Here is a 14,542-nt window from a genome sequence, read left to right as displayed (position 1 = left end):
ATTTCCTCCTAAAAAAAGCAAAAAGTGCTTCACGTAAAAAACGGAACATGTTTATTATGAAACACGATGCGCTTACTGTCAAATGAGGATATATTATTCTGGTGTGTTTTTTGGATTTAACAATAATTGTAATTCCTCTTTATTGATATCTTTAAACCAATTAGAGGATTTATACTTTTCAATTTGCTCAAAAGTCATAAACTCTGCCGAAGAAATGCTCAGCACATCGTTAATAACTTTATGAAGTGGCAGCATAGCAATATCTTCTTTTCTCCATTTTTTCGTTACACAATAGTTCCAAATATCTTCCTCGGTAACTGTTTGGTAATTATACACTTCAAATTCACTTTTTTTACTTTCAATTGCAGGTAGTACATGTGTATACATTTCTTTATAACGAATTTCCACAATGACTCACCTCTTTTAAAGAATAATGTACCAAGTATTTCGCATATTGTTATTGTATACGAAGTTCCTGTATTTGAGAAGGAAGTGCTACTATGTCGACTTTTTTGAGAGGTTCCATTTTATTAATGATTGCAATTTTTTTGTCCAAGTTTTTAGGTTTTATTTATCGTATGCAGTTTGTTCGGTTAACGGGTGAAGAGGCAGTTGGGATTTATATGACTGCTTACCCAGCATTTATCTTTTTCCTTTCCATTATTCAGCTCGGGATTCCTACTGCCATGTCTAAGATTATTGCTGAATTACGCACGAGAAATGCTGTATCCGATTATTTTTCAGTTATGCGTACCTCGGTTATTGTCACCGTTATTGCCATCTTAATTTTCACACCTTTATTTATTTTTGTAACACCATTTATATCAGAAAATTTATTGAAAAATGATGCCATTACTATGACGCTTTACGTATCTATTGCGATTGCTCCAATTGCGGCTGCTGGTGGACTGCTGAAAGGTTTTTTCCAAGGAATTGCTCGCATCGAGGAAACCGCTGTCTCTCAGTTGATGGAACAAATTATTCGTATTTTACTCATCAGCTTCTTGTTGCCAATACTACTAACTTCTACTACACCTAGAGAAGCTGCTGCATACGCCATGCTCATGTCTTTAATCGCTGAAGTAGCTGCTGTACTCTATTTGCGATGGAAATATGTAAAATGGAAAGCAAAACAAAACCAACCAAAAAGTACTAGTATTTATCCGTTAAACCCACTCTTTTCAATTGCAATTCCATCATCTGGAAGTAGACTCTTCGGATCTTTCACATGGTTTTTGGAGCCAATTATTTTCATCAAAGCACTTGCAGTTACTGGAATTACGAGCATCGCCGCCACCACACTGTATGGAACTATTTCTGGAGTACTGATTCCACTTTTGTTGTTCCCTTCTTTTATCCCTTACGCATTGTCTATTGTGCTCATACCTGCTGTCAGTGATGCTTATGCTAGAAAAAATCTAAACCTTTTAAAAGAACGAATACATTTATCTTTAAAATTTTCTACGCTTACAGGTTGTTATGCTGCTACACTTTTTTATCTACATGGTGGAGAACTCGCTAGCACCTTATTTCACGTTGAAAATGTAACCATTTACATGAAAATTCTTTCGCCTATCTTTTTCTTTTATTATATTCAAAGTCCATTATTCTCTATTTTACAAGCTTTAAACAATTCAAAAGCAGCATTTTTTAATTCCCTTTACGGTGGGGTTGGAAAATTATTATTACTCTTTTTCCTCGCATCTCAAGTTTCTATTCAAGAAAAAGGAGCAATTGTTGCGATTGGTTTTGGTGTGTTAATCACTTCTTTTTTACATATTGCCTCCTTAAGGCAAAAAAAAGAAGCACAGATTGGCTTCTCGTTTTTCGTCATGCCCTATGCTATTTTCTTACTAACCATTATCGGAAGACCATTATTCATCTCTATTGGTGATTACCCTTTAATCATCGATTGTCTATTGACAATGCTCTTTTTAACTACCGGATTAGTTCTCTTTAGACAAATAAAAAGAAAAGAAATATCCGTTATTTTCCAAATAATAAAAACCACTAAAAAGAAGTTTTAAGTTGAATATAGAGTTCCTCATTTTCATAGCTACAATAAAAAATTTTTTTCTCATCAACAATTGATAGTTTTTCTAGCTCTTCTTTTAACCATTTAACATTCTTTCCGATTCTTTCTAAATGACCTTCTTGGATATCACCGTCAATTATTAATGGAAATACGTATTGTTCTTCTTCTTTTTTAAAAACAGATAAGTTACCAGATGGCTCCAAAAATGCGTAAGAAACGGTCTGAATAGAACCAATTTGTTGTTCTCTAAGTTGTTGTAGTAGATCATCCAGGTTGTACCGTTGTTTTCTCATTTCTTTTTCAACGATAATGCCATCTTTCATAATGATAGATGGCTTTCCTTCCATCAAATCTCGAAATTTTTTGCTCTTTAACGAAAAATAAGAAACGCAAATTTGAATGATTAATAAAATGATCATTGGTACAATCGCATGTATAAAGTTACTTTTTGGATCATCTAATGCAAAAGCAGCAACTTCTGCGATTAGTAAAAAGACAACCAAGTCAAATATACTTAGTTCTCCCACTTCTCGTTTTCCCATTAACCGTAAAATCCCTAAAATGAGCCAGTACAATGTAATTGTGCGCAGTATGATAATCAGTAAATCACTCATCTTATCACCTCATAATTACTGTTCCCATAAAAAAAGAACTTACTCATAAATTTTGAGAGTAAGTTCTTTTTATTATATTTTAGCGTCTGTAACAACTCGTCCAATTGCTACGCGTTCAAATTGTAAACGAGTACCATCAGCAACAACTATAAAAATTGTTTGGTCATCTACCGCATCTATCTTCCCGTGTAACCCACCAACCGTAATGATTTGGTCTCCACGTTTTAGACTAGTTTGCATATTTGCTGTGTTCTTTTGACGTTTTTGTGCTGGGCGAATGATGAAAAACCACATCACTGCAAACATCGCTAATATTGGTGCTATGCCTATCAATGTATCCATATATATATTTCCCCTCCTTTATCTCTTTTACTAGTATACAAGAATCAGAAGTTTTTTGCATTTGGTTTATTGTACCCGTATTCTTCAAAAAATTCTTCTTTAAAATCAAGTAAACGATCTTCACGAATAGCTTGACGAATTTTCTCCATTAGCTTCATCAAGAAATGTAAATTATGATAAGACGCTAAACGCATACCAAAAGTCTCCTCAGCTTTAAATAAATGACGAATATAAGCACGAGAATAATTTTTACACGTATAACAATCACACTTATCATCAATTGGACCAAAGTCACGAGCATTAGCTGCTCCTTTAATAACTAAACGGCCTTTTGACGTAAAGAATGTACCGTTACGAGCAATACGAGTAGGAAGTACACAGTCGAACATATCGATCCCGCGAATCGCGCCATCAATTAGTGAGTCCGGAGAACCTACTCCCATTAAGTAACGTGGTTTGTTATCTGGCATAAGTGGCGCTGTGAATTCAAGTACGCGATTCATCACATCTTTTGGTTCCCCTACAGAAAGTCCGCCAATTGCATACCCTGGGAAATCAAGTGAAATTAAATCTTTTGCAGATTGTTTACGTAATTCTTCAAATTCTCCACCTTGAATAATACCAAATAGACCTTGCTTATCTGTATTTGTATGTGCAGTTAAACAACGCTCTGCCCAGCGAGATGTACGTTCTACAGAAGCTTTCATGTATTCATATGTTGCAGGGAAAGGAGGACATTCATCAAAAGCCATCATAATATCAGAACCTAAATCATTTTGAATTTGCATCGATTTTTCTGGACTCAAAAATAATTTATCTCCGTTTAAATGATTGCGAAAATGAACACCTTCCTCTTCAATTTTACGCATATCACTCAAACTAAATACTTGGAAACCACCAGAATCCGTTAAAATAGCACGATCCCAGTTCATAAATTTATGAAGGCCACCAGCTTCGCGGATAATATCATTCCCTGGACGAAGCCATAAATGGTAGGTATTACTCAAAATAATTCCTGCACCCATTTCTTTTACTTCTTCTGGAGCCATTGTTTTAACTGTTGCTTGTGTTCCTACCGGCATGAAAGCTGGCGTATCAAACGAACCATGCGGCGTGTGAACAACTCCTAAACGGGCACCTGTTTGCTTATCTTTTTTGATTAATTCATATTTTATAGCAGTCATTTAATAATTCCTTCCTTTTATAAACATTGCATCACCAAAACTAAAGAATCGGTAACGCTGTTCAATTGCTTCATTATAGGCTGATAAGATAAAATCTCTTGATGTCAGTGCACTCACTAGCATGACAAGCGTCGATTTTGGTAAGTGGAAGTTCGTAATCATCCCGTCGATACATAGAAAATCGTATCCTGGATAGATGAAAATCGACGTCCAACCACTGTCTTCTTGTAACTTGCCATCAAATTTAGTAGCTACTGATTCCAGTGTTCTAGTAGAAGTCGTTCCTACTGCAACAATTTTTCCACCAGCTGCCTTTACCTCATTTATCGTATCTGCTGTCTCTTGTGAAATACGGTAAAACTCTGCATGCATCTCGTGATCGTCAATAGAATCAACACTCACTGGACGGAACGTTCCAAGTCCAACATGAAGTGTCACAAAAGCTATTTTGATACCTTTTGCCCGAATGTCATCTAATAGTGCATCTGTGAAGTGAAGACCTGCCGTTGGAGCTGCAGCGGAGCCTTGTTCTTTCGCATACACTGTCTGATAGCGATTTTTGTCTTGAAGTTTTTCGTGGATATAAGGCGGGAGTGGCATTTCACCTAATTGGTCTAGTACTTCAAAAAATACTCCCGAGTACACAAAACGGAATATTCTTCCACCATGGTCTTTTATCTCTGTACAAACAGCTTTCAATAAGCCTTCACCAAACGTAATTTCTGTTCCTATTTTCACACGTTTCGATGGTTTCACCAATGTTTCCCAGTGATCCCCTTCAATTTGCGTCAATAATAGTACTTCTATATGTGCCCCTGTTTCTTCTTTCACACCCATTAAACGCGCTGGCATAACTTTCGTGTCATTTAACACGAGGCAATCGCCTGCTTGTAACTCTTCTAGTATGGATGAAAATGATTCATGTTTATACGTATTCTTTGGATAATCCGCTATTAATAATCGACTGCTTGTCCGATCGAGTAATGGCGTTTGTGCAATTAGTTCTAATGGTAAATCAAAATCAAAATCTTCTACTCTCATATCTCTTACATCCTTTATAAGTTGTCTCTTTCAATCGGTAACGGTATGCCTAAATGCTCATAAGCAAGCGAGCTCACAATTCTACCTCTTGGTGATCGTTGGATAAATCCAATTTGTAATAAATACGGTTCGTACACATCTTCAATCGTTGTCGATTCTTCCCCAATACTTGCAGCAATCGTATCCAGCCCAACAGGACCTCCACGGAAGCGTTCAATCATCGACAATAGTAATTGGTGATCAATATGGTCAAGTCCTATAGGGTCAACCTGTAATAGCTCTAATGCATCTCTCGCAATGTCTATGGATATATGGCCATTACCTCTAACTTGTGCGAAATCCCTCACTCGTTTTAGTAAACGGTTTGCAATACGCGGCGTCCCTCTTGAGCGTCTCGCAATTTCTCCAGCAGATTCATGATCAATGGATGCATTAAACAATTCCGCACTTCTTACGACAATAGACGTAAGTGCTGCTTCATCATAAAAATCCAGTCTTAATAATACACCAAAACGGTCGCGTAGGGGAGCAGAAAGTGCACCAGCTCTAGTTGTCGCACCTATCAATGTAAACGGTGGTAAATCTAGGCGAACGCTGCGAGCAGTTGGACCTTTTCCAACGACAATATCTAAACAAAAATCTTCCATTGCAGGATATAATACTTCTTCAATCGACCGATTTAACCGGTGAATTTCATCGATGAATAAAACATCTCCTGGTTCGAGTGAACTAACAATGGCCGCTAAGTCACCAGGACGTTCAATTGCAGGACCACTTGTCATACGAATTTGGACGTCCATTTCATTCGCAATAACAGCAGCCAGCGTTGTTTTACCAAGTCCTGGAGGTCCATACAATAGACAATGATCTAAACTTTCATTTCTCATTTTTGCAGCTTCGATGAAAATAGCTAATTTATGTTTAATCTTATCTTGTCCAATATATTGAGATAATAATTGGGGACGAAGTGATTGCTCAAATGGCTCATCAAAGTTAGAAGCTTCACTCGAAATAACACGTTCTGTCATAGCTAGAACCTCCTTTCATTATTTCCCGGAAAATAATAATTGTAACCCGCGCTTCATGAATTCATCCGTCGTTTGAAGTGCTGTCTCTACTTTTAACTGAGGACGAACTTTCGCTAATTCACGCTCTGAATAGCCAAGTGCCATTAATGCAAGCATCGCTTCTTCTAACTCATGATTTGCTTGAGTATGATCAAATAATGATGATTCATCATCATTATCAAATTCCATTAGTTCTATGTCGATCAAATCATTTAATTTCCCTTTTAAGTCGAGAATCATTTGTCGAGCAGTCTTCTTCCCAACACCTGGAAATTTCATCAAAAATGATTCATCTTCTCGTTCAATCGCTTGAATAACATGCGTTGGTTCCCCGCCCGCTAATATCGCAAGTGCCCCTTTTGGACCGATACCAGAAACGAGTATAAGTTTTCGAAACAATTCACGCGCTGGTAATGTTAGAAACCCCATTAACTGATGCGTGTCTTCTCGCACATTTAAATGTGTATACACTTGAACGACTTCTTCACTTTTGCGAAAAGCAAATGGATTTGGTGTAAATAGTCTGTATCCAATCCCCTGTTGTTCCACAACAACAAACTCTGGAGTTACCCGTGTAACCTGACCCTTTATGTAATCGTACATACTCTAAATCCCTCACAATCAATGCTATAAGTATACCATAACAAACAAAGAAGGCCGCTCTTCATCTGAGCGACCCACTTCATCTTCATGCTTTCATAGATGACTTAAATTATAACATAAATTAGGCCAATTAGTTAATGCTTTGTTCGTATATGGAACAAGTTTATCGATAAACTTCTGTTTTCGTTCGATGGGCAAAGAATATGCATATAACCATTCTCTGTATAACTCATTTGGATAGATAAAAGCTTCTTTATGATTTCGAACTACTTTTTCTAAATCAGGAAATTCCTGAATCAGTAAGAATAGGTCATAGTTGATGGAAGGAAGTACACGGTCTATCCACAAGATATCTTCCACTTCCTTAGGCCCGAGTACTGCCAAATCAAAATCAATCATTTTATAACTAAATTCATTGGACAAAAAATTATGATGCACCACATCCCCATGTAGCAACGTAGATTTGTGGTCATTTATTCGACTCATATTTTTCAATGCGATTTCTCCGTATTGCAAAAGCTTTTTCGTCTTTGTTATACCCAAATAATGCTCAATGAAATACGAGATTTCATTCATTTTAAATAAACGGTTTTGCCATTTGTTTTCCAAGTTAAATGGCTTTAAAATCTTCTGTTGTTGCCAATCAATATCGTGCATTGTATCGTGCAAATAATTTAAGAGTAAATACGTTTCTTTACGATCTAGCTTATTATGATAATCTACAGCGTGCGTTCCTTTGAACCAAGGTTGGATGACAAAGTCAGGTTGCGACGATTCAATAATCGGCAATACAAAATGGATATGTGCATTTGCTAATTGTTCATGAATTATCCTAATTTTCTTCGCTTGCTCAACCGTTTCATATTTTTTGACAGAAAAAATTCCATTTTCATTTTCCCATTTCCATACATTCTTCTTTATTTGTTTAACCGAGTTTGGCACTTGTTAATAGGATTGATACATATTTTGTTGGTGTGGAAATGCTGGTACACAATAAATTGGAATGCATGGGCAGTTTCCATGGTGTTGTGGATGCATTTGATGATGGAATTGTGGGTGCATTTGCATATGTGGGTGCATCATTTCAGGATAGCAGAGCGGGTGCATACATGGTGCCATTTGCATTGGTTGATATTGCTGTTCTTCCATCATTTGCATTCCTTCAAGAGACTCTTCTATGAACAATGGACTTTCATCTTCAAGTAGTGGCATTGGTTGAACAGGTTGCATTGGTTGAACAGGTGGCATCGATTGGGTTTGGGTTGCTTGAATTGGCGATACTACTGTTTCTTCCGTATTATCAAAATCATTATGAATATTTATATGAATAGAAGTAGATTCGATTAACTTCCAACCGGTTGGTGATGGCGTCATATCTATATCTGGAACTGGCATCATGTGATATGGCATGGAGTAGTGATGTATTTGTGGAGCCGATTGAACAATAGTTGGTTGAACTGGTTGGGCTGGCATTGGTTGATATTGTTGCACTGGTGGCATTTGTGGCATTTGTGGCATTTGTGGCATTTGCGGCATTTGCGGCATTTGCGGCATCGATTTCACAGGTTGCATTGGTTGCATTGGAGGCATTGATTTCACAGGTTGCATTGGCGCCATTGGTTGATATTGTTTTACTGGCGGTGCCGGATGATACTGTTGCTTTTGCATGCTTGGTTGAACTTTAACCTCCTCCTTCATCATTTCTTTTTTAACCGGGCGGTGGTTATCGCTATACGGATGATTCATGGACTCCATTTTTTTATCATCCGGAATAAAAATTTTCATCCCAGGTACAATGTATTCTGGATTTGCAAGATGTGCATTTAATCTTTTTAACTCGTCAAAAGAGACACCGTAGTTTCTTGAAATTTTCCAAAGTGTGTCACCTCTTTGAACAATATGAATGCGCACAGTATTCCTCCTTCCTTCTTGTTAAAATATGTAGTTCTATTTCAAATGGTCACATGTTTTTGAAACATAATTCAATCCTTCATGTTAAACTTATGTAAAGAGGCTAGGTAGATATGCAATGTTTGGAGGTATTACAATGAAAAAATTAAAAGGTCTAGAGCGCAGACAATGGATTTTCTCCTATTTGGAAAAACAAAATAAGCCTGTAACTGGTAATGAACTATCAAAACTTGTAAGTGTCAGTCGGCAAGTGATTGTAAATGACATAACGCTACTAAAGGCAACAAATGCTCCGATCGTAGCAACGAGCCAAGGTTATATCCTGATGTCGCAGAAAGAAACATCTTCCATTGTACAAAAGAGGGTTGTTTGCAATCATCAATCGGTTGATTCGGAAGATGAATTACAAACGCTTGTCGATGCAGGAGTAACGGTAGAGAGTGTGACGATCGAACATCCAGTTTACGGGGAGATTACTTCTCCGATTATGGTTTCGAATCGACATGATGTAGAGTTATTTATCAAGAAAGTGCGGGATACCGGGTCTGCTTTTTTATTGGAGCTTACGTCAGGGATTCATTTACATTTATTGTCTGCTCCAACGGAAGAAGTGTTGGATCGTGGGATTGAAGCTATTCGTCGAAAAGGCTATTTGGTTGAAGACTAATTATTTTTCTATATGCGTTTTTTATTTTTATGTAATTGTGCAAGCTAATAAAACTGTACGAAGTGATTTTAAGATAAGATAGTACAATTATGACTTTGGCAAAATAAAATAAATCCTGATGCACGCTGATTTCGTTCCGAGCGGACGCTTTCCGTGGGGCGTGCGGTGAGCCTCCTCGTCGCTTCGCTCCTGTGGGGTCTCACCTGTCACGCTAATCCCACTGGAGTCGCCGCTCGGAACGAAAGTCAGCTAAGTGAGTAGAGGAAATAAGATTTGAAAAACTACATAAATTACTAGAAGAAAAAAAGACTCTGTCTATTAGTGTCTCTAAATAAATGGAAGTAGCATTCCTCCAAGTAAAGGAGGACATGAAAGCTGAAATATCATCTTCGGCTTCCTCTTTAAATAGGCATGCGTCTCCTCTCTTCTTAACCAAAGCTTTCACACGATGATTCCGATAATTTTTGGAGAGTGGCGGACAGTCGTAAGCTACACAATTACAAAAAAGAGAAATAGCTTAAGAAAGTGACGAAGTCGCTTTCTTAAGCTATTGTTTTTCTTTTAAGTAATTCTGTAAGCTAAAAAAACTGTCCAAAGCGATACAAAAATAATCGTACCTAGTGTGTTCAAAGCAGATGAAATTCTTATACTATAGAAAAGGGATTATCCAATGTCGGATAATCCCTTTTCTTTCATTTATTTAAAACGTAGCGACTTCTTTTTTCGTTTCGTATGTATAATAAGAACCGAGTGATTTTACTTCACAACCCAATGCTTGCAACTCTTCCATTGCGCCTCTCATCATCGGCACTTTTTCATCTTCTAGCACTTCGATGATAAAAAAGTAATTGCCTAATCCTGTTTTTAAAGGACGCGATTCAATTTTACTTAAATTGAGCTGTCTCCATGTAAAAACAGATAACACTTGATGTAGAGCTCCAGAACGATCATCTTTTGGCAATGTAACCATGACCGTCGTCTTCACTTGACCCGTATGCATAGGTTTTTGAATGCAATGATTATCTCTAGATACGACGAAAAATCGGGTATGATTAAAATGGAAATCGTGAATATTATGTTCCACAATTTCTAGCCCGTATTCCTTTGCAGCTGAAGCGTTACCAATTGCACCGATACACAGCTGTTCATTTTCAGACACGAATTTAGCGGCTGCTGCTGTAGAAGTAGATTGATCTAATGGCACTTGACCAAATCGATAATACAAATACTTATGGCATTGCGCTAAAGCATGCGGATGAGAATAGATAGTTGTTATTTCTTCCCAATGCTTTTTATGCAATGGATGAACCATTAAATGCTGCTCAATTGGAGCTTGTATTTCCGCGATGACATATAAGTCTGCTTCATGGAATAAATAATCAATCGTTAACGGTACTGTACCTTCTAAAGCATTTTCAATAGGTACAACTGCGATATCTACTTTTCCACTTACAACAGCCTCAATACACTCGGGAATTGTCCGAATTGGTACAAGCGTTTCATGTTCAAATAACTCTTTGGAAGCCAAATGCGTAAAGGAAGCTTCTGGTCCTAGATAAGCTACTGTTTGAGTTGACATGTAAAATCCTCCTTATAATGCACCAGAACTAATGACTTCAGCAGATTCAACAAAGTCTAATCGCTTCATTTCATTCAAAAACTCATCCAATTCTTTCGTCATGGAAGTAACATCTAGAGATAAAGTTACACTGGCACGACCTTGAATTGGAATCGTTTGGTGAATGGTTAAAATATTACAGGTTGAGTCGGCAACTAGATGTAAAAGATTCGCTAGTGTGCCTTCTCTGTCCTCTAACTGTATAAATACCGTTAAAATTCTTTCCTGTACAATCGAATGGAAAGGAAAAACCGCATCACGATATTTATAAAAAGCACTTCGAGAAAGATCCACTTCTTTAACTGCATCCCAAATCGAACTTACTTTTCCAGATTGGAGAAGCTGTTTCGCATCCAAAGTTTTTTGCATGGCTTCGGTCAAAACATCTTCTCTTACTAGATAAAAACGTTGATGTGTAACATCTTTCATACGGCTTCCTCATCCCTTACTCGATAAATTCAAACTCAAATTCTAATAGTCTTACAGTATCCCCATTTTGAGCACCACGTTTGCGAAGCTCTTCATCAACACCCATACCACGAAGCTGTCTAGAGAATCTGCGGATAGAGTCTTCACGACTGAAATCTGTCATTTTAAATACTCGCTCTAATGTTCCACCAGATAATACATATGATCCATCGTCATCTCTCGATATAACGATATCATCTTTTTGCGATTGATATTTGTACATAACAGACGTTTCTGTTTCTTCTTCTTGCAAGTCTTCTAATGGGAATTCAGGAGCTACTTCTAACATATCAGCGATTGCGAAAAGTAATTCTTGAAGACCTTTACGGGAAATTGCAGAAATTGGGAAGATTTTAACTTCCGATCCTACTTTTTCTTGGAAGGCTTTTAAGTTTTCTTCTGATTCAGGCATGTCCATTTTGTTCGCAACAATAAGTTGTGGTCTTTCTGTTAAGCGAAGATTATATTGTTTTAACTCATCATTAATCGTTAAGTAATCTTCATATGGATCGCGTCCTTCAAGTCCTGACATATCGATGACATGCACAATAACACGTGTACGTTCAATATGACGCAAGAATTGGTGACCAAGGCCTATCCCTTCATGTGCTCCTTCAATTAAACCTGGTAGATCTGCCATTGCAAAACTGCGATGGTCTTCGGTTTCTACCATACCTAGATTAGGAACAATTGTTGTAAAATGATACGGCGCGATTTTTGGTTTAGCAGCAGATACAACAGATAATAATGTCGATTTACCCACACTTGGGAAACCTACTAAACCAACATCTGCTAACACTTTAAGCTCTAGGGCAACTTCTAACTCTTTACCTGGTTCCCCTTTTTCAGAAAGCTCTGGCGCTGGGTTTGCAGGAGTTGCAAATCGAGAATTCCCTCGACCTCCACGGCCACCTCTAGCGATAATAGCAGTTTGTCCTTGCTCAACTAAGTCGGCAATTACTTCACCAGTTCCTTCAATCGTTACAATTGTACCTGGTGGAACTTTTACATATAAATCATCCGCAGCTGCACCATGCATATTCTTACTTCCACCATGAACTCCACGAGTGGCTTTAAAATTACGTTTGTAACGGAAATCCATTAACGTACGAAGACCTTCATCTACTATGAAGATAACGTCTCCACCATTTCCTCCGTCCCCACCAGCAGGACCACCTAAAGGAACATATTTTTCACGACGGAATCCAACCATTCCATCTCCGCCGTCTCCACCTTTTACTAACACTTTCACGTGATCAACAAACATTTATTTCACTCCAATCATTCACTTGCAAATAGTTTAAATTTAATCTGGGATTCTGTGTTTTTTTCTTTTTCGACACGCAATAATCCTTTAAAAGATTCATCAATCCAAGTATACGAAGACCATTCTCCATTTAATTCTACTTGAATTTCCAATATGTCATTGGAATTGAGATGAACTCGAAGTACTTGTTCTTGATAGCCTCTAAGTAGTGGATAAATAGCTTCAACAAATCGTTCCAAATAATCTTTTAAAGGACTATCGTATTTTTCTGCTCCTCTATTTAAAAGAGTTGCATTCACTTCTATTGTTAAATTTTTGTAAATCCATGAAGCGGTTTGTAACCACTCATTTGTTTCACATAGGCCAACATTATTGATGTCGAAAAATTGGCTACACTTTTGAGAATACTTACGAACCAGTTGCTTCGCTTCATCAGTTCTACCCATATCTATGTTCATTTGAATTAAATGCATTTGATTTAAATAATCATGCATTAAATGACGTAATATTTCATTTACCGATATCTCATTATGCTCCATAATTAGTATACACTCTCCGTAGTTTGCTATTCTACTCAAGTATAACAGGAAAAGTTTTATAAAGCTTCCAAGAAAAACAAAAAGACTGCATAAATGCAGTCCTTTTGATTATTCATTAAGCTTCTTGAGCTACAGGATATACACTTACTTTTTTTCTATCGCGGCCGAAACGCTCAAAGCGCACTACACCGTCAACTTTCGCAAAAAGTGTGTCATCCCCACCACGTCCTACGTTTTCACCAGGATGAATTTTAGTACCGCGTTGACGGTATAAAATTGATCCTCCTGATACGAATTGTCCGTCAGCACGTTTAGCGCCTAAACGTTTAGACTGAGAGTCACGACCGTTACGAGTCGAACCAACACCCTTTTTAGATGCGAAAAACTGAAGATTTAATTTTAACATATGTTACACCCCCTACTTTTTGAAGGTTATTTTTATATATTTACTATAATCTTGTTCAATTGTTTGTAAAGAAACAATCATAGACTCTAGAATCAGCTGTATATTAGCAGCCTTTTCCGAATTTATCATGCTAGGCACTTCGACATATAAATAGCCTCCATCACCTTTTTGCTTAATAATAGGTGTAATTTCGGTAAGTGTGATAATCGCATTTACTGACCCAAAGGATACAGCAGAAGCGGCCGCACATACTAAATCTTTCCCATATTCCGCAAATTCAGCATGTCCTTTCATTTCAAAAGAATGAATTTGACCTGATTGATCTTTTTTAATAGTCACTTTAATCATCTTATAAACTAATAGACTCTACTACTACTTTTGTGTATGGTTGTCTGTGACCTTGTTTTTTGTGATAGTTCTTTTTAGCTTTGTATTTGAAAACGACGATTTTTTTAGCTTTGCCATTTTTTACAACTTTCGCTGTAACTGTAGCACCTTCCACGAATGGAGCACCAATTTTAACATCATTCCCACCTACGAATAAAACTTTATCAAAAGTTACAACTTCATCAGCAGAAGCATCTAATTTTTCAATGTAGATTTCTTGCCCTTGTTCAACTTTGATTTGTTTACCACCAGTTTCAATAATTGCGTACATATACTTGCACCTCCTCTAAGTTTAAGACTCGCCATCCAAAAGGTGATTCGAGTAATCGAATACTTGGACCTTTTCAGTGCGGTTGTAACAACGGGTGCTGTTACAAACATTAACTATTGAAT

At 37.3% G+C, this 14,542-nt stretch carries 18 protein-coding genes and 1 other annotated feature; of the genes, 2 read left to right on the top strand and 16 right to left on the bottom strand.

Annotated features, from left to right (window positions below; genetic code table 11):
• Window positions 1-93 precede the first annotated feature (93 nt).
• Window positions 94-408 (bottom strand): post-transcriptional regulator, encoded by a 315-nt coding sequence (locus C7437_RS01055; RefSeq protein ID WP_111437799.1) that lies wholly within the window; start codon window positions 406-408, stop codon window positions 94-96.
• A gap of 92 nt (window positions 409-500) precedes the next feature.
• Between C7437_RS01055 and C7437_RS01050 the strand changes: the two genes are divergently transcribed.
• A complete protein-coding gene (locus C7437_RS01050) occupies window positions 501-2,027 on the top strand; it encodes a putative polysaccharide biosynthesis protein (protein WP_111437798.1) in 1,527 nt (508 codons plus the stop codon).
• On the opposite strand, the gene C7437_RS01045 is transcribed toward C7437_RS01050, so the two are convergent.
• The 8 genes from C7437_RS01045 to C7437_RS01010 all read right to left on the bottom strand — a co-directional run bounded on the left by C7437_RS01045 (window position 2,011) and on the right by C7437_RS01010 (window position 8,797).
• Window positions 2,011-2,649, bottom strand: a complete 639-nt coding sequence (locus tag C7437_RS01045) for a DUF421 domain-containing protein (RefSeq protein ID WP_111437797.1) — start codon at window positions 2,647-2,649, stop codon at window positions 2,011-2,013. The two genes, C7437_RS01050 and C7437_RS01045, sit on opposite strands and share 17 nt — an antisense overlap.
• Before the next feature lie 72 nt (window positions 2,650-2,721).
• Complete coding sequence (gene yajC / locus C7437_RS01040) at window positions 2,722-2,991, bottom strand: preprotein translocase subunit YajC (protein ID WP_111437796.1); 270 nt, start codon at window positions 2,989-2,991, stop codon at window positions 2,722-2,724.
• Between the two features lie 44 nt (window positions 2,992-3,035).
• The gene (gene tgt / locus C7437_RS01035; protein WP_111437795.1) at window positions 3,036-4,175 is read right to left on the bottom strand and encodes a tRNA guanosine(34) transglycosylase Tgt; all 1,140 of its coding nucleotides are present in this window, start codon (window positions 4,173-4,175) and stop codon (window positions 3,036-3,038) included.
• Window positions 4,176-5,216 (bottom strand): tRNA preQ1(34) S-adenosylmethionine ribosyltransferase-isomerase QueA, encoded by a 1,041-nt coding sequence (gene queA / locus C7437_RS01030; RefSeq protein WP_111437794.1) that lies wholly within the window; start codon window positions 5,214-5,216, stop codon window positions 4,176-4,178.
• A 14-nt stretch (window positions 5,217-5,230) separates the two neighbouring features.
• Window positions 5,231-6,244, bottom strand: coding sequence for a Holliday junction branch migration DNA helicase RuvB (ruvB, locus tag C7437_RS01025; RefSeq protein WP_111437793.1), 1,014 nt, complete (start codon window positions 6,242-6,244; stop codon window positions 5,231-5,233).
• An 18-nt stretch (window positions 6,245-6,262) separates the two neighbouring features.
• Window positions 6,263-6,886 (bottom strand): Holliday junction branch migration protein RuvA, encoded by a 624-nt coding sequence (gene ruvA / locus C7437_RS01020; RefSeq protein WP_111437792.1) that lies wholly within the window; start codon window positions 6,884-6,886, stop codon window positions 6,263-6,265.
• 93 nt (window positions 6,887-6,979) lie between these two features.
• The gene (locus C7437_RS01015; protein ID WP_111437791.1) at window positions 6,980-7,828 is read right to left on the bottom strand and encodes an aminoglycoside phosphotransferase family protein; all 849 of its coding nucleotides are present in this window, start codon (window positions 7,826-7,828) and stop codon (window positions 6,980-6,982) included.
• 3 nt (window positions 7,829-7,831) lie between these two features.
• On the bottom strand, window positions 7,832-8,797 hold the full coding sequence (locus C7437_RS01010) for a LysM peptidoglycan-binding domain-containing protein (RefSeq protein WP_111437790.1): 966 nt from the start codon (window positions 8,795-8,797) through the stop codon (window positions 7,832-7,834).
• Window positions 8,798-8,933: 136 nt separating this feature from the next.
• Here C7437_RS01010 and C7437_RS01005 point away from each other — a divergent pair, with 136 nt between their 5' ends.
• Entirely contained in the window at window positions 8,934-9,464 is a 531-nt protein-coding gene (locus C7437_RS01005; protein WP_111437789.1) for a transcription repressor NadR, read from the top strand.
• Between the two features lie 700 nt (window positions 9,465-10,164).
• Here the strand turns inward: C7437_RS01005 and pheA are convergent.
• The 7 genes from pheA to rplU all read right to left on the bottom strand — a co-directional run bounded on the left by pheA (window position 10,165) and on the right by rplU (window position 14,420).
• Window positions 10,165-11,043, bottom strand: a complete 879-nt coding sequence (gene pheA / locus C7437_RS01000; RefSeq protein ID WP_111437788.1) for a prephenate dehydratase — start codon at window positions 11,041-11,043, stop codon at window positions 10,165-10,167.
• A 12-nt stretch (window positions 11,044-11,055) separates the two neighbouring features.
• A complete protein-coding gene (locus C7437_RS00995) occupies window positions 11,056-11,511 on the bottom strand; it encodes an ACT domain-containing protein (protein ID WP_111437787.1) in 456 nt (151 codons plus the stop codon).
• 16 nt (window positions 11,512-11,527) lie between these two features.
• Window positions 11,528-12,817, bottom strand: coding sequence for a GTPase ObgE (gene obgE / locus C7437_RS00990; RefSeq protein ID WP_111437786.1), 1,290 nt, complete (start codon window positions 12,815-12,817; stop codon window positions 11,528-11,530).
• A gap of 14 nt (window positions 12,818-12,831) precedes the next feature.
• Window positions 12,832-13,356, bottom strand: a complete 525-nt coding sequence (locus tag C7437_RS00985) for a Spo0B domain-containing protein (protein WP_111437785.1) — start codon at window positions 13,354-13,356, stop codon at window positions 12,832-12,834.
• Window positions 13,357-13,471: 115 nt separating this feature from the next.
• Window positions 13,472-13,762 (bottom strand): 50S ribosomal protein L27, encoded by a 291-nt coding sequence (gene rpmA / locus C7437_RS00980; RefSeq protein WP_111437784.1) that lies wholly within the window; start codon window positions 13,760-13,762, stop codon window positions 13,472-13,474.
• A 12-nt stretch (window positions 13,763-13,774) separates the two neighbouring features.
• On the bottom strand, window positions 13,775-14,110 hold the full coding sequence (locus C7437_RS00975) for a ribosomal-processing cysteine protease Prp (protein ID WP_111437783.1): 336 nt from the start codon (window positions 14,108-14,110) through the stop codon (window positions 13,775-13,777).
• Between the two features lies 1 nt (window position 14,111).
• Complete coding sequence (gene rplU / locus C7437_RS00970; RefSeq protein ID WP_111437782.1) at window positions 14,112-14,420, bottom strand: 50S ribosomal protein L21; 309 nt, start codon at window positions 14,418-14,420, stop codon at window positions 14,112-14,114.
• 14 nt (window positions 14,421-14,434) lie between these two features.
• Window positions 14,435-14,514, bottom strand: a sequence feature (ribosomal protein L21 leader region).
• Between the last annotated feature and the right edge of the window lie 28 nt (window positions 14,515-14,542).

The organism is Psychrobacillus insolitus (assembly GCF_003254155.1).
GTDB classification, from domain to species: Bacteria; Bacillota; Bacilli; order Bacillales_A; family Planococcaceae; genus Psychrobacillus; species Psychrobacillus insolitus.
The sequence above is the reverse complement of the archived record's forward strand: the minus strand, read 5'-3'. Positions and strand labels throughout refer to the sequence as shown.